At 64.0% G+C, this 15,100-nt stretch carries 17 protein-coding genes; 9 read left to right on the plus strand and 8 right to left on the minus strand.

The features are described 5' to 3' along the window. The 4 genes from NKJ13_RS00730 to deoA are packed head-to-tail and all read left to right on the plus strand — an operon-like array spanning position 1 to position 3,505. Positions 1-972 (plus strand): ABC transporter permease, encoded by a 972-nt coding sequence (locus tag NKJ13_RS00730; RefSeq protein ID WP_352509889.1) that lies wholly within the window; start codon positions 1-3, stop codon positions 970-972. A gap of 6 nt (positions 973-978) precedes the next feature. After that, entirely contained in the window at positions 979-1,371 is a 393-nt protein-coding gene (cdd, locus tag NKJ13_RS00735) for a cytidine deaminase (RefSeq protein WP_352509888.1), read from the plus strand. Beyond that, entirely contained in the window at positions 1,368-2,186 is an 819-nt protein-coding gene (locus tag NKJ13_RS00740) for a purine-nucleoside phosphorylase (protein ID WP_352509887.1), read from the plus strand. Before cdd ends, NKJ13_RS00740 begins: the two co-directional genes overlap by 4 nt. Beyond that, a complete protein-coding gene (gene deoA / locus NKJ13_RS00745; RefSeq protein WP_352687985.1) occupies positions 2,186-3,505 on the plus strand; it encodes a thymidine phosphorylase in 1,320 nt (439 codons plus the stop codon). The genes NKJ13_RS00740 and deoA overlap by 1 nt, the downstream gene beginning before the upstream one ends. Positions 3,506-3,612: 107 nt before the next feature. On the opposite strand, the gene NKJ13_RS00750 is transcribed toward deoA, so the two are convergent. The 3 genes from NKJ13_RS00750 to NKJ13_RS00760 all read right to left on the minus strand — a co-directional run bounded on the left by NKJ13_RS00750 (position 3,613) and on the right by NKJ13_RS00760 (position 6,005). Further along, positions 3,613-4,173: a TIGR02281 family clan AA aspartic protease gene (locus NKJ13_RS00750; protein WP_352506393.1), complete on the minus strand. Its 561-nt coding sequence runs from the start codon at positions 4,171-4,173 to the stop codon at positions 3,613-3,615. 100 nt (positions 4,174-4,273) lie between these two features. Further along, positions 4,274-4,903, minus strand: a complete 630-nt coding sequence (gene upp, locus NKJ13_RS00755; RefSeq protein ID WP_254816867.1) for a uracil phosphoribosyltransferase — start codon at positions 4,901-4,903, stop codon at positions 4,274-4,276. A gap of 127 nt (positions 4,904-5,030) precedes the next feature. Next, positions 5,031-6,005 carry an adenosine deaminase gene (locus NKJ13_RS00760; RefSeq protein WP_254816868.1) on the minus strand — a complete coding sequence of 325 codons (975 nt, stop codon included), beginning with the start codon at positions 6,003-6,005 and terminating at the stop codon, positions 5,031-5,033. Positions 6,006-6,172: 167 nt separating this feature from the next. Between NKJ13_RS00760 and ubiE the strand changes: the two genes are divergently transcribed. The 5 genes from ubiE (at position 6,173) to coaBC (ending at position 10,581) form a co-directional block, all read left to right on the plus strand. After that, the gene (gene ubiE, locus NKJ13_RS00765) at positions 6,173-6,949 is read left to right on the plus strand and encodes a bifunctional demethylmenaquinone methyltransferase/2-methoxy-6-polyprenyl-1,4-benzoquinol methylase UbiE (protein WP_352506392.1); all 777 of its coding nucleotides are present in this window, start codon (positions 6,173-6,175) and stop codon (positions 6,947-6,949) included. Between the two features lie 70 nt (positions 6,950-7,019). After that, entirely contained in the window at positions 7,020-8,594 is a 1,575-nt protein-coding gene (gene ubiB, locus NKJ13_RS00770) for a 2-polyprenylphenol 6-hydroxylase (RefSeq protein ID WP_352506391.1), read from the plus strand. Positions 8,595-8,664: 70 nt separating this feature from the next. Further along, complete coding sequence (locus NKJ13_RS00775) at positions 8,665-8,925, plus strand: FitA-like ribbon-helix-helix domain-containing protein (RefSeq protein ID WP_254816871.1); 261 nt, start codon at positions 8,665-8,667, stop codon at positions 8,923-8,925. Beyond that, positions 8,922-9,329, plus strand: coding sequence for a type II toxin-antitoxin system VapC family toxin (locus tag NKJ13_RS00780; RefSeq protein ID WP_352506389.1), 408 nt, complete (start codon positions 8,922-8,924; stop codon positions 9,327-9,329). Before NKJ13_RS00775 ends, NKJ13_RS00780 begins: the two co-directional genes overlap by 4 nt. Before the next feature lie 25 nt (positions 9,330-9,354). Continuing rightward, positions 9,355-10,581: a bifunctional phosphopantothenoylcysteine decarboxylase/phosphopantothenate--cysteine ligase CoaBC gene (coaBC, locus tag NKJ13_RS00785; protein ID WP_254816873.1), complete on the plus strand. Its 1,227-nt coding sequence runs from the start codon at positions 9,355-9,357 to the stop codon at positions 10,579-10,581. A 22-nt stretch (positions 10,582-10,603) separates the two neighbouring features. Here the strand turns inward: coaBC and NKJ13_RS00790 are convergent, their stop codons facing one another. The 5 genes from NKJ13_RS00790 to NKJ13_RS00810 all read right to left on the minus strand — a co-directional run bounded on the left by NKJ13_RS00790 (position 10,604) and on the right by NKJ13_RS00810 (position 15,089). Continuing rightward, positions 10,604-12,136 carry an MFS transporter gene (locus tag NKJ13_RS00790; RefSeq protein ID WP_352776971.1) on the minus strand — a complete coding sequence of 511 codons (1,533 nt, stop codon included), beginning with the start codon at positions 12,134-12,136 and terminating at the stop codon, positions 10,604-10,606. Between the two features lie 409 nt (positions 12,137-12,545). Then, the gene (locus NKJ13_RS00795) at positions 12,546-13,019 is read right to left on the minus strand and encodes a DUF992 domain-containing protein (protein WP_352506387.1); all 474 of its coding nucleotides are present in this window, start codon (positions 13,017-13,019) and stop codon (positions 12,546-12,548) included. A 136-nt stretch (positions 13,020-13,155) separates the two neighbouring features. After that, complete coding sequence (locus tag NKJ13_RS00800; protein WP_352478138.1) at positions 13,156-14,001, minus strand: tetratricopeptide repeat protein; 846 nt, start codon at positions 13,999-14,001, stop codon at positions 13,156-13,158. Between the two features lie 161 nt (positions 14,002-14,162). Continuing rightward, positions 14,163-14,435: a 30S ribosomal protein S21 gene (rpsU, locus tag NKJ13_RS00805; protein ID WP_023675331.1), complete on the minus strand. Its 273-nt coding sequence runs from the start codon at positions 14,433-14,435 to the stop codon at positions 14,163-14,165. 267 nt (positions 14,436-14,702) lie between these two features. Further along, the gene (locus NKJ13_RS00810) at positions 14,703-15,089 is read right to left on the minus strand and encodes an SET domain-containing protein (RefSeq protein WP_352506386.1); all 387 of its coding nucleotides are present in this window, start codon (positions 15,087-15,089) and stop codon (positions 14,703-14,705) included. Positions 15,090-15,100: the final 11 nt, after the last annotated feature.

Genomic DNA, 15,100 nt, shown 5'->3' on the forward strand with positions numbered 1-15,100 from the left:
ATGGATTTCTTCAACGCCATCGTACAGGTCCTGGACTCGACCATCCGCCTTTCGGTCCCCTTGCTGCTCGCCTGCCTCGCCGGCCTCTATTCGGAGCGGGCCGGCGTCTTCGACATCGGGCTCGAGGGCAAGATGCTTGTCGGCGCCTTCGCCGGTGCGGCCGCCGCCTCGGTCTTCCACTCGGCCTATCTCGGCCTCGGCATGGCCATCCTCATCTCGGTTGCCTTCGCGCTGATCCACGGCTTTGCCTCGATCACCCATCGCGGCAACCAGATCGTTTCCGGCGTCGCGATCAATTTCATTGCCGCCGGATCGACGATCATGCTCGGCCAGGCCTGGTTCCAGCAAGGCGGGCGCACGCCGGCGCTGGCTGCCGGCGAGCGCTTCGAAGCAATCATCTGGCCGGGCGCGGATGCGCTCAGGGGCGTTCCGATTCTCGGGCCGATCTATTCGGAACTCATCTCCGGCCACTCCGTGCTGGTCTATCTCGCCTTCCTGGCCGTGCCGTTCACCTGGTGGGTGCTGTTTCGCACCCGCTTTGGGCTCCGCCTGCGCGCTGTCGGCGAGAACCCGGCTGCGGTCGACACCGCCGGCATCTCGGTCGCCTGGCTGCGCTACCGGGCGCTGATTTGCACCGGCGTGCTCACCGGCATTGCCGGCGCCTATCTGTCGATGGTGCAGAATGGCGGCTTCGTGAAGGACATGACCGCCGGCAAGGGCTACATCGCGCTGGCCGCGCTGATCTTCGCCAAATGGAAACCGGTCAACGCCATGTTCGCCTGCCTGCTGTTCGGCTTCCTCGACGCCGCGTCGATCCGCCTGCAAGGCACGCCGCTGCCGCTGATCGGCAAGGTGCCGGTGCAATTCATGCAGGCGCTGCCCTATGTGCTGACCGTCATCCTGCTTGCCGGCTTCATCGGCAAGGCAATCCCGCCGCGCGCCGGCGGCGTGCCTTATGTCAAGGAACGCTGATCTATCATGACTCATGATCTGTTCGAAGCGGCGAAAGCCGCCATGGCCAAGGCCTATGCGCCCTATTCGAAATTTCCGGTCGGCGCGGCGTTGCGCACCGAGGACGGGCGTGTCTTCACCGGCGCCAATGTCGAGATCGCGTCCTATCCTGAGGGCTGGTGCGCCGAAACCACCGCGCTCGGCCACTACGTCATGGGCGGCGGCGGCAAGATCACGGAAATCGCCGTGATCGCCGAACGCGTGGCAAAATGCTCGCCCTGCGGCGGCTGCCGGCAGCGGCTGGCCGAATTCTGCCGGCCGGAAACGAAGTTCTATCTCTGCGATGACAGCGGCGTGGTCGAGACCGTGACCATGGGCGAGTTGTTGCCATACGGGTTTGAAGGCGATGTGCTGAAATGAAGGAAGCGCTCGATCACCTCGTCGAAAGGCTGGATGGGCTGGCGCCGACCACGGCCTTGGTGCTGGGGTCAGGGCTTGGCGGGCTCGTCGACCAGGTCGAGGATGCGGTGCGCATCTCCTACGCCGACTTGCCGGGGTTTCCCCGAAGCGGTGTCAGCGGCCATGCCGGCGAGGTGGTGGCGGGGCTCTTTGCCGGCACGCCGGTGCTGATGCTGTCCGGCCGCGCACACTATTACGAGCACGGCAACGCAGCGGCGATGCGGCCGGCGTTGGAAGTGCTCGCCGGCATCGGCATCTCCCGGCTGATCCTCACCAACGCCGCCGGTTCGGTCGATCCCGGGATGGGGCCGGGCTCGGTAATGCTGATCACCGACCACATCAATTTCTCGGGGTCCAACCCGCTGATCGGCGAACCGAGCGACCGCCGTTTCGTCGGCCTGACCGAAGCCTATGACGCCGATCTCCGCTCCGCCATCGAGCGGGCGGCGAAGGCGACCGGTACCATGCTGCACAAGGGCGTCTATATGTGGTTCTCCGGCCCATGCTTCGAGACGCCCGCCGAGATCCGCATGGCGCGCGTCATGGGCGCCAACGCGGTCGGCATGTCGACGGTGCCGGAGGTCATTCTCGCGCGCTTCCTCGGGCTGCGCGTCGCCGCCTGTTCGGTCGTGACCAACCTTGCCGCTGGCATGACCGGAGCCGAGCTGTCGCACCAGGAGACCAAGGACATGGCGCCGGTCGGCGGTGCGCGGCTGGCGACCATCCTGCAGCGTGTTTTTCAGGACGGGCTTCCGGAGCACAGGGTCGACGCCTGATGCTTCCCCAGGAAATCATCCGCCGCAAGCGCGACGGGCAGAAGCTCTCGGCTGAGGAGATCGCGTTCTTCATCGAGGGCTTGGCCGCCGGCACCGTTACCGACGCACAGGTCGGTGCCCTCGCCATGGCAGTATTCTTCAACGGCATGAGCCGCGACGAGGCGGTGGCGCTGACTATGGCGATGCGCGATTCCGGCGATGTGCTCGACTGGTCGGATCTGCCCGGCCCGGTCACCGACAAGCATTCGACGGGCGGCGTCGGCGACAATGTCTCCTTGATGCTGGCGCCGATCGTCGCTGCCTGCGGCGCCTATGTGCCGATGATTTCCGGCAGGGGTCTGGGCCATACCGGCGGCACGCTGGACAAAATGGATGCCATCCCCGGCTATATCAGCCAGCCGGATGTTGCGCGCTTCCGCAAGACCGTGCTTGAAACCGGCTGCGCCATCATCGGCCAGACCGCAGACCTCGCACCCGCCGACGCCAGGCTCTACGCGATCCGCGATGTGACGGGAACGGTCGAATCCGTGCCGCTGATCACCGCCTCGATCCTGTCGAAGAAGCTGGCGGCCGGCCTTGGTTCGCTGGTGCTCGACGTCAAGGTCGGCAACGGCGCCTTCATGGAGAAATCGCGCGACGCAACCGCGCTGGCCAACAGCCTGGTCGAGGTCGCCAATGGCGCCGGCCTGAAGGCATCGGCGCTGGTCACCGGCATGAACGAGCCGCTGGCCTCCGCCGCCGGCAATGCGGTCGAGATGCGCAACGCCGTCGATTTTCTCACCGGCCGCTTTCGCGACCGGCGGCTGGAGGACTTGACGCTGGCGCTGGCCGCCGAGATGCTGCAATCGGCAGGCCTGGTGTCGTCCAACCAGGACGGCCTGCGCCGCGCCGCCGAGACGCTGGCCGGCGGCCGCGCCGCTTCCATCTTCGCGCGCATGGTGGCGGCACTGGGTGGTCCCGCCGACTTTGTCGACAATCCGGAAAAATATCTGCCGAAAGCGGCAACGGAATTCGCGGTCAAGGCGAGCGCGAACGGCTTTGTCTCCGGCATCGCGACGCGCGAGATCGGGCTTGCCGTGGTCGGGCTTGGCGGCGGGCGGACGCGGCCCGACGACAGGATCGATCACGCCGTCGGCATCACCAGGCTGTTGCCGGTCGGCGCCGAAGTGCGGGCCGGCGAAGCGCTGGCACTAGTCCATGCCCGAAATACCGGGGATGCCGAAGCGGCCGCGGCCGTCGTGCTTTCGGCCTATACGATCGGCCCTTCCAGACCGGCCACGGAGAAAACCGTCATCCGGCGGATCCTGCCGCGCGGATAGAGCCCATTCCGATGGTATCGAATGGGCTCTATCTTTCTTGGACCATGATCTTGTCCGACGACCGGTCCCCTTTTCGCTGGCGTGGACCTGCGGTTCGGGATCACTGCCTACTGAACCAGCAGCAGCGTGCCGTCTTCGACCTGGTATTTTTCGAGCCGCTGCAGAAAGCTCATGCCGATCAGGTTGGTGTGCAGCGCCCTGTCGTCGAGCACGACGGCCTCGACGCCCTCGACGGTGATCCTGCCGATCTGCAGCCGATCAATCGTCACCACGGCGGCCTTGATCGCACCGTTGGCGGTGTTGACCTGATGGCTGAAGTCCGTCGGATTGAGCGAGATGCCGATCCTGCGCGCGGTCGAACTGTTGATGGCGACGAGCGTCGCGCCGGTATCGATCATGCCGTCGATCTGTCGGCCGTTCAACTTGAAGACCGACATGAAATGCCCGCGCGCGTCCGCGGTGACGACGACCTTGCGGCCGAGCGGCTGCGGCGTCGCCGGCCTGTCCCGAACGGCGGCGAGATTCAGGTCGGTTTGGGTGTCGGCCGGCCTGGCCCCGATGGCGGATTTCAACAGCCGCTCGATTACCTGTGAATTGGACTGATATACGATCGGCAGCGATGCCGACGTTCCGGCAAACACGCCAAGGATGAGAAGCTTGCGCAGCATGGACCGGCCTTTGTGGTTGCCGATCCTTAGTCCGACATGGTGTTTGCCGCTTTAACGAATGCGGAAACCAGCCGTTTGCGTAAACAGTCGGTAAACGGATCTATTTGGTGCCGTACATGCGGTCGCCGGCATCGCCAAGGCCGGGCATGATGTAGCCCTTCTCGTTGAGCTGGCGGTCGATGGAAGCGGTGAAGACGGGAACATCGGGATGCGCGTGGGTGAACCGCTCAAGGCCCTCTGGTGCCGCCAACAAGCAGAGGAAGCGGATGTTGGTGGCACCGCGGCCTTTCAGCTTGTCGATCGCCGCGATCGCCGAATTGGCGGTCGCCAGCATCGGGTCGACGACGATCACCAGCCGGTCGGCGAGGTCGCCCGGCGCCTTGAAGAAATACTCGACCGCTTCCAGCGTCTCATGGTCGCGGTAGAGGCCGATATGGGCGACACGCGCCGCCGGCACCAGATCGAGCAGGCCTTCGAGCAAGCCGTTGCCGGCGCGCAACACCGAGGCGAAAACCAGTTTCTTGCCCTCCAGCGTCGGCGCCTCCATCGTCTCGATCGGCGTCTCGATCGTCGTCGTCGTCAGTTCCAGGTTGCGGGTGACCTCGTAGCCGAGCAGCAGCGAGATCTCGCGCAGCAGCCGCCGGAAGCCGGCCGTCGAAGTCTCTTTCTTGCGCATGATGGTCAGCTTGTGCTGGACAAGCGGATGGTCGACGACGGTGACGCCCTTCATGGTGTTCTCCAACTGCGCAAGTGAATGGTGAATGGTGAATAGTGAATAGTGAACTGGTTTGCGAGTCCTTGGTGCGCGGCAAAGCCCGCAGTTGACGGACCGAAGCGCCGGGTGAGCCATTCACCATTCACCTGCCCTTGGCGCCGAGCCTGCCCAGCAGCGCCGCCCTGGTCTTCCTGTCGACGAAGGCTGCCTCGATGGCCGTCCTGGTGACGGCGGTGAGCGCCTTGTCGTCCATCGCAAAATGCTCGGCGGCGATGTCGTATTCGCGTTTCAGCGAGGTCCAGAAATAGGGCGGGTCATCTGAGTTGAGCGTCACCTTGCAGCCCGCCGCCTTCAAGGCGGGAAAGGGATGGTCGGCGAAACTGTCAAAGATTTTCAGCGCGATGTTGGAGCCGGGGCAGCATTCGAGCACGACGCCTTCGTCGGCGATGCGCCGCACGAGATCGGGGTTCTCGATGGCGCGCACGCCATGGCCGATGCGAGACGGGCGGATGTGGTCGAGTGCCGCCTCGACGCTCTCCCAGCCCATCAATTCGCCGGCATGCACGGTGATGCCGAGGCCGGCCTCGCGGGCGATCTCGAAGGCCCTGACATAATCTTCCAGATCACCTATCCGCTCGTCGCCGGCGACGCCGAAACCGGTGACCAGCGGATGCCCACACCGGGCGGCGAAACGTGCCGCCCGTTCGATCGATTCGACACCGAAATTGCGCACGCCGGTGACGATCATGCGGCCTTCGATGCCGGTCTTCGCCTTGGCGCGGGCCATGCCTTCGCCGAGCGCGTCGGTATAGGCCTTCGGCGACAGCCCAGCCTTGCTTGCATGGTCGGGCGAGGTGAAAACCTCGGAATAGATGGCGCCGTCGCGGGCGAGGCTGGTCAGGTAGTGATCGGCCAGCCGCGCATAGTCTTCTTCGGTGCGGAACAGGTCCGACGAGAAGTCGTAGGCGGCGAGGAAAGAGGTGAAGTCGTGCCACACGAAGGAGCCGTCCTGGATGTAGGGCGAGGCATCCTTGCCGTATTTCTCAGCCTGGCGGAGGACGAGTTCAGGCGCCGCTGCCCCTTCGATGTGGCAGTGCAGTTCTGCTTTCAAAGGCATTCAATTATCCCGTCAGGCTTTTTTTCTTATGACGCAAGTTCCTGTCGGAACCGTGTGACACTTTTCCGGAACCTGCTTCGAAGCGCGGCCGAACACCGCGCCTTAAACAATAGCGCCCGCACCATCGATCGGCTATGGTCCCGCCGATTTTATGGCGGATCAAAACGATGTCGGTTGAAAGAACCACTGCTGCGGGCGGCATGGAAACCTCCTATGGTTTCAAGCGGGTAGGACCAGGCGACAAGCAGTCCCTGGTCAATGATGTTTTCCACAAGGTGGCGAACCGCTACGACCTGATGAACGACCTGATGTCGGCGGGGTTGCATCGGTTGTGGAAGGACGCCTTGGTCGCCTGGCTCAATCCACCGAAGCGGCCGGGCTGGAGCGTTCTCGACGTTGCCGGCGGCACCGGCGATGTCGCCTTCCGCATCGTCGAGGCGAGCGGCAGGCACGCTCATGCAACGGTTCTCGACATCAACGGCTCGATGCTCGCGGTCGGCCGCGACCGGGCCGAGAAAAAGGGCCTGTCGGCAAATACCGATTTCGTCGAAGCCAATGCCGAGGAACTGCCTTTTGCCGACGCTACTTTCGACGCCTACACCATCGCTTTCGGCATCCGCAACGTGCCGCGCATCGATGTGGCGCTCGCCGAAGCCTATCGCGTGCTGAAGCCCGGCGGGCGCTTTCTCTGCCTTGAATTCTCCGAGGTCGAGATGCCGCTGCTCGACAAAGTCTACGAAGCATGGTCGTTCAACGCCATCCCGCGGATCGGCAAGATGGTGACCGGCGATGGCGAGCCATATTCCTATCTGGTCGAATCGATCCGCAAATTTCCCAATCAGCAGAATTTCGCGACGATGATTTCGCGCGCGGGCTTCGAGCGCGTCTCATTCCGCAACTACTCCGGCGGCATCGCCGCGCTCCACTCGGGCTGGAAGCTTTGAAGCTGGCCCGTATCCTTCGTACTCAATGTGCTCTTCGCCGGTCTAGGAAATCGGCGGGGCAAAGCCAGCCATGAGCAGCATCGGCGCTGGTTTCAGGCTCGTGCGGGCCGGCTGGGTGCTGGTCCGCGAGGGTGTCATCGCGGCTTTGCCCGGTGACGAGCTCTTCGGCTTGCCGAAATTCGGCTGGCGCATGGCCCGGCTGTTCACCCGCCGTCACGCGCTTGCCTATGAGCGTGGCGACAGGCTGGCCAAGGCGGTCGTGCGGCTCGGCCCGTCTTACGTCAAGCTCGGCCAGTTCCTGGCGACACGGCCGGATGTCGTCGGAAACGATATCGCGCTTGATCTTGCCATGCTGCAGGACAAGATGCAGACGTTTCCGAAGGCCGAGGCTGTCGCCGCGATAGAGGCCTCGCTCGGACGCAGGGTCGACGAGCTCTATGTCAGTTTTGGCGAGGCCGTGGCCGCCGCCTCGATCGCCCAGGTCCATACCGCCGAAATCCTGCAGAACGGCGTCGTTACCCGGGTGGCGGTGAAGGTCATCCGGCCGGGCGTGCGCCGCCGCTTCTTTCGCGATCTCGAGAGCTATTTTCTCGCCGCCCGGCTGCAGGAAAAATACATCCCGTCGTCGCGCCGGCTGCGGCCGGTCGAGGTGACCGAGACACTGGCCCAGACGACCAAAATCGAAATGGACCTGAGGCTGGAGGCGGCGGCTTTTTCGGAGCTTGGCGAGAATACCAAGGACGATCCCGGCTTCCGTGTGCCGTCGGTCGACTGGGAGCGCACCGGTCGTGACGTGCTGACCATGGAATGGGTCGACGGCATCAAGATGAACGACATTGCCGGCCTAGCCGCCGCCGGCCACGACCTGAAGGCGATTGCCGCCAACCTCGTTCAGTCGTTTCTGCGCCATACGCTGCGTGACGGTTTCTTCCACGCCGACATGCACCCGGGCAACCTGTTTATCGAAGCCGACGGCACCATCGTCGCCGTCGATCTCGGCATTGCCGGCCGGCTCGGCAGGAAGGAGCGCCGGTTCCTCGCCGAAATCCTCTACGGCTTCATTACGCGCGATTACCAGCGCGTCGCCGAAGTGCATTTCGAGGCCGGCTACGTGCCGCGCCAGCACAATGTTGCGGCTTTCGCCCAGGCGATCCGGGCGATCGGCGAACCGATCCACGGCCAGCCGGCCGAGACCATCTCGATGGCCAAGCTGTTGACGCTGCTGTTCGAGGTGACCGACCTGTTCGACATGGCGACGCGATCCGAACTGGTGCTGCTGCAGAAGACCATGGTCGTTGTCGAAGGCGTCGCCCGCACCCTCGACCCGGCCTTCAACATGTGGAAGACGTCGGAGCCGGTGGTCAGCGGCTGGATTGCCCGCAATCTCGGCCCGCGCGCGCTGCTGGCCGATGCGCGCGACGGTGCCAGCGCGCTGCTGGCGCTGGCGCGTCAGGCGCCGGACCTCGCTGCCCGTACCGAGCGGCTGTCGCGTGAGATCGACCTGATGGCCGAAAACGGCCTGCGCTTCGACGAGGGGACGGCGGACGCGATCGGCAAAGCCGAGGCGCGCCACACCCGCTCCGGCCGGCTGGCGCTGTGGGTGATCGCGCTGACGCTGGTGTATATCGCCTGGAAGCTGCTCTGATTGCAATGACAGCAGTGCTGTCATTGCAATCACGCCGCTTGTCGCTTATGTAACGGCGAGGAGCTACGCTATGAGCACTATCACAATCCGTAATCTTGATGACGAAGTGAAGCAGGTGCTGCGCGAACGCGCTGCCGCGCGCGGCGTTTCGATGGAGCAGGAAGCGCGGGATGCCTTGCGCAAAGTGACGATCCCCGAGAGCAAGCTCCAGAACGGGGAGTGGCGGCTGAAAGCGTCACGTGACGAGATCTTGGCGCTCGGACGGAAATCAGAACACCCCATTGACCTCAAAGCGCTTACTGATCACATGTGGGATGAGGGACTTCTGTGACCGTTGCAGTTGATACGTCTGCGTTAATCGCAATCATCGGCGCAGAGCCGGATGCGGCTGCATTCGTCGATGTTTTCGGCACCTCATCTGCTGTACTGATAAGCACTGCAACACTTCTGGAGGCACATTGTGTGGCGAACCGGTCCAGCGGTGGCATCAACCCCGCCGAACTTCAGGTGCTCATCGACCGCCTCGAACTGACGGTCGTTCCTTTTGATCTGGCTCAGCTCGAGGTCGCACGACTTGCCTACTCTCGGTACGGTCGCGGATCCCGCCATCGTGCTGACCTCAACATGGGCGACTGTTTCGCCTATGCCCTGGCCAAGACCCGAAACCTGCCGCTACTTTTCAAGGGTGACGATTTCATCCATACCGACATCGAATCGGCGCTGAAGCCGGCATGACATTGGACAAGAACTGGCCTCGGGCATGACCCTCTCCGGCAAGCGCATCCTGCTCATCATCGGCGGAGGCATTGCTGCCTACAAGGCGCTCGACCTGATCCGTCGGCTGCGCGAGCGCGGTGCGGCAGTGCGGGTGGTGATGACCGCCGCGGCGCAGGAATTCGTCACCACGCTGTCGGCCGGGGCGCTGTCCGCCGACCATGTTTTCACCGAACTGTTCGACCGGCAGGACGAGCACGATATCGGCCATATCAGGCTGTCGCGCGAGGCCGACCTTGTGGTCGTGGCGCCGGCCACCGCCGACCTGATGGCAAAGCTCGCCAATGGCCATGCCAACGACCTTGCCTCGACCGTGCTCATCGCCACCGACAAGCGAGTTTTGATGGCGCCGGCGATGAACCCGAAAATGTGGGCGCATCCGGCGGTCCGCCGCAACCGTGCGGCGCTGAGCAAGGACGGCGTCGCATTCGTCGGCCCGGCGAAGGGCGAGATGGCCGAGAGCAACGAGGTGGGCGAGGGCCGCATGGCCGAGCCGCTGGAGATCGTCGCCGCGATCGAGGCGCTGCTCGACGGCCGGCCAAAGCCGCTGGCAGGCAGGAAGATCATTGTCACCTCCGGGCCGACGCATGAGCCGATCGACCCGGTCCGCTACATCGCCAACCGGTCGTCGGGCAAGCAGGGCCACGCCATTGCGGCGGCGCTGGCCAGGCTCGGCGCCGATGTGCGTCTCGTCTCCGGTCCGGTTGGCATCGCCGATCCGGCCGGCGTCGCCACGCTGCATGTCGAAACGGCCGTCGAGATGAAGGACGCTGTCGAGCAGCTGCTGCCGGCCGACGCGGCAGTGTTCGTCGCGGCTGTCGCCGACTGGCGCACTCAAAGTTCGGCCGGGGAAAAGATCAAGAAGGTGGCGGGCGAGGGGCCGCCGGCGCTGCAGATGGTGGAAAATCCCGATATTCTTGCCGGTGTCGGGCATCACAAAAAGCGGCCGATGCTGGTGGTCGGTTTCGCTGCGGAGACGCAGGATCTGGTCAGGAATGCCGAGGCCAAGCTTGCAAAAAAGGGGGCCGATCTTATCGTCGCCAATGATGTCTCGCATGAAGATGGTGCTCCGGGCGTGATGGGCGGCGACCGCAACAAGGTGCGGATCGTCTCAAAGGCCGGCGTCGAGGAATGGCCGGAGATGAGCAAGGATGAGGTGGCGACGCGGCTCGCGGCACTGATCGCCGAGCGGCTGAAGACGGTCGTCGTCTAAAGCGCGTCGCGTTCGACCGGCCTCATGTGACGCGCTTTAGGTTCTTGTTTTGATGCATGTCGTTACCGCAAAACCGCTGCACACCTTTGCGCGACATGCATTGGTCAATCTTCCCTGCGAAGGGGGAGATCGGCAGCTTCGCTGGCGGCGCCCCCGAAATCCGCAAGGCGGCAAGGCATCCCAGGATCCCGAGCGGGATAAACGCCAGGAACAGCCAGGCAGCGACGTTTGCCGCGGCCTCGCGGTTCAGGCCCTCTGAAAAGCCGCTGGCGTTGGCTACGATGCCGGTCAATGCCGCACCCACCGCATAGCCGATGCGCTGCATGGTCGGCACGGCGGCCGAGGCGATCGTCTGCTCGCCTTCCTTGGCCGATACCACGATGACACGCGTGACGAACGGCCAGGCTATGCCGAAGCCGCCGCCTTGCAACAAAGCACAAAACAGGATCAGCGGGATCGAGCCGGCCGGCACCGTATAGGCGAAACCGGCGACGCCCGTGGCGACCATCAGCGCCCCGCCGACGATGATCAGCCGCTCGCGCTCCGGTGGCGCATTGGCGACGAGGATCGACAGGATCGACCAGGCGATCGATTCGGCGGCGATGATGTAGCCGGTGGTCAGGATCGGAATGCCGTGAAGGCTGGTCAGAAGCAGTGGTCCGTAGACCGCGAACGAGCAGGTCGCCACCGAAAACGCCGCGACCATGGTCATGCCCGCGCCGACCGACGAGCGCCATGAGAACAGCCGCGACGGGAACAGGCGCGAGCGCGGCTTCAGTGCGTCGATATAGATAAACAGCGCCAGGCCGATCAGGCCGAGGGTGAGCAGCAGCGACGAGCGCAGCAGGGCGATGTCGACGCCGGCAGTGGCAATCAGCACGACGCTGCCGGCGAGGCAGCCAAGTGCCGCAAAGGGGAAGGGCGGCGCCGAGCCGCCCGTCGCCTGCGGCCTCGTTGCTTCAGGCGTATCGAGCACGAGGAAGCTTGCCAGCGCCATGGCCGTGCCTCCCAGGGTGAAGACGCCGAAGGCCCAGCGCCAGGACGAGAATTCGGTCATGACCGCGCCGAGCACCGGCCCGCTGAAAGCGGCGACACCCCAGATCGCCGACATGACGCCGAAAAGCTGCGGCCAGATCGCGCGGGCAAACAGCCGCTCGACCGAGACGAAGGCCAGCGACACCAGCGCGCCGCCACCGAGCCCTTCGATCAGGCGGCCGCAGAGGAACAGCGGCATCGAAGGCGCGGTGGCGCAGACCAGCGCGCCGGCGGCATAGAGTATTGCGGCGACCATCATGTTGGTACGCAGCGCGACATAGCTCACCAGCCGTCCGGCGGCCGCACCGGCAACGATGGCGCCGAGCTCGTAGATCGCCAGCGACCAGCCGACCAGTTGCACGCCGGCAAGTTCGCCGACCATGGCCGGCATGACCGTTGCTACCATGGTTTCGTTGGTGGCGTGCAGCAGAATGCCGAGGCTGATGAAGCAGAAGCGCGCCAGATCGCCGCTCGCCCACAGCGCGCGCCAATCGACCCCGTTTGTGCTTGTTTTGGTCATCCAGTCCCCCAGGCTTTCTCAGACGCTGGTCTAAAGTATTGGAGCGTTCTTCACGTCCAAATGAGTACATGCCGCAGTATGGGAGGACTTCTAGAACCTCAACCGGAGTTGAGATCAAGCGGTTTTGATCGCCGTTGACGTGGCGGATTTCAAATTGCGCGATGGGGGACGATCACGAGGCGTTGAGATTCTGGTCAGACCGAAGACAAGCAATATTGGATCGCCGCAATCTTCGGTCACGGTAACGGCATGAACACAGTTGCCATGCCGTGATCTTCGAGCGCCGCAACTTTGAACATCAGGGCGGCCCATCCTCTGCGGAGTGGGCCTGCCGGAATCTATGAACCTTCGGCAGCTATTCGCAGGCCGACACCTACGCTCCCCGCCGCTCGGGAGCCATGCCGCGCCGCTATTTGAACGAATGGATCAGGTCCAGCGAGGTGACGGCGACCGCCAGGTTGACGCCCGTCTGTGCCTGGACACTGAGCGGCTGCAGCGAAAAGGCGCTGTCGAGGCCGCCGACCAGGAGATTGGCGCCGCCACCGGTGACCACGCTGGCCTCGGCGTTCACGCCATAGTAGCTGCCGGCAAGGTCGCCTTCATCGTGATTGCGGGTCGCCGCCAGAACCGCCCATACCAGCTGGCCCTGATGCGTCCGGCCGACATCGACGCCGAGCTTGGAAATCACCCCGGTATAGACTTCGGAGGGGCCGCCACGATGTGGACGAAAGACACAGGAAACACCCTTGTTGGAGGTGACGAGATAGGCCGTGCCGCCGTCGATGGTGCAGTCGAGCACGCCGAGCTGGAGCTTGCTGGCGCTGGCGGGAGCGGCAACGACGGTCGTCGCGAAAGCGGCGGCACAAGCGAGTTTCTTGATCATGGCAGGGTCCTTTCGAAATTGCCTTGTACAAACGGCTGAGCACGCCGAGCGTTCCGCCGACAACTTGGCGCCAGCAAGGCAAGGGTAAACGCAGGGTTGTCGGGGCGCGGAAAGGGCCGCCCGATTAACCGGCCGCTCAGCCGGTGCTGGTGCGGGCCAGGCCGTCCTTGGCCGGCTGGTAGGTCGGATTGAGGTGCACGGCCTCGCGGTATGATTTCGCGGCCCTGACCTTGTCGCCGCGCCGCTCGTAGATCAGCGCCTGGTTGGACCACGCCTCGGCGTTCTTACCGTCGAGCTTGATGGCCATATTGAAGTCGGCGAAGGCATTGTCCTCGTCGTTCATGGCCAGGTAGGAGAGGCCGCGTCCATTGTAGGGCTCGGAGGCGTCCGGCGCCAGCGAAATGGCGGTCGAGAAATCCTCGATGGCAAAGGCGTGCTGGCCCTGGCTCTGGTAGATCAGGCCGCGATTGTGATAGGCGCGCGCGTCGGTCGTGTCGAGCTGGATGGCCTTCTGGAAATCGTTGAAGGCTTCCTGCACCCGGCCCGCCCTGCGGTAGAGATTGCCGCGGCCGATATAGGCGGCGTCATAGTTGGGATTGATCTGGATCGAGCGGTTGTAGTCGGCAAGCGCGCTCGCCTGGTCGCCGAGGAAGCGCTGGATGAGCGCGCGGTTCGAATAGGCCTGGTAAAAATTCGGATTGAGCTGGATGGCGGTGTTGAAGTCCTTCAGCGCCGCCTGGTACTGGCCGCCGCGGCCATAGGCCGAGCCGCGCACATTGTAGGCTTCCGGATCCTGGGGGTTGCGCTGGATCACCGCCGACAGCGAGGAGATGTTCTCGCTCGAGGCTTGCGCCTTGTCGATGTTGTTGAACTCGCCGGTCGGAACGCTCTGGCAGCTGGCAAGCGCCATCCCGGAAAGCAGGGCTGCCGTCAGGGCGAGGCCGCGCCACGCGGTTCTGCGCTCTACGGTAATTGCGTCCATGTCTGCCCTGTCCTTACTGCGCCGTCTGGTCCGTTCCCCCTCCGAACCGGCATCTCTCCCAACCGGTCCTTTCGAACCGGGTCTACATCACAACAAAAAGGTGGCGGCGATTCCGCATCGCGCCACCCTGGATATCCTTGGAAAAGGACGAAAAATTGGCGTCAGAACCGCGGCGGACGCGGGGCACCGGCACCGGCAGCACCGGCCGCGACCGGACGCGGCGTCATCGGCAGCAGGCCTTCGCGCTGGGCACGCTTGCGGGCCAGCTTGCGGGCACGGCGCACGGCTTCCGCCTTTTCACGGGCGCGCTTCTCGGAGGGCTTCTCGTAATGTCCGCGCATCTTCATTTCGCGGAAGATGCCTTCGCGCTGCATCTTTTTCTTGAGCGCGCGAAGCGCCTGATCAACATTGTTGTCGCGGACGAGTACCTGCACGGGCAATCCTGTCTTTCGGGTTTGAAATCAATAGGCAAGCGGCCATAGCCACAAGCCTCCGCGGCGCGTTACACCACGAATTGGGGCGGCTGATAGCAGAATCAAGGCGCTCTGTCCACTGCCGATTGAGAGGCGGTGCCGACCTCGAAACGAAAAAACCCGCCTCAGCGGCGGGTCGTTGGTGTGAATCAGCACCATATTGAGATTAGTAGCATAGCTGCCGGCACAAAGCAAGAACAAAATTCGCCGTGGGCCAGATAGGCGTCGCTACACCGTGGCCAGGTGGAGCTGCTCGAAACCTTCGAAGAACTCGCCGTAGTCGCAGGTTATCTCCTCGCCGGCGGCGATGTCGCGGGTCGCAGTGGCCCCGCCATATTGCGAAAAGTCGGTGTTCGGCTTGTCGGCGTGGTTCATGAAACGGCCATTGTCGACCTCATAGACCATGAAGCCCGGCCGGTCCGGACTGGGATAGGCATATCTGTCGAGCAATTCCTTGAGGTGCGGCGGCGCCGTCTCGTATCTTTCCACCGGGATCAGCCGGTCGAAGTCCGGATCGAGCCGCCAGATCTGCGCCCCTTTCCGGATCGGCTCGGCGGCGAACACACCGACGCCTTCGATTGCGCTTGCAGCGATATAGGTCCTGATCAGCAGCATGTTTCCAACCC

Source organism: Mesorhizobium sp. M0174, assembly GCF_040322275.1.
GTDB lineage: Bacteria > Pseudomonadota > Alphaproteobacteria > Rhizobiales > Rhizobiaceae > Mesorhizobium.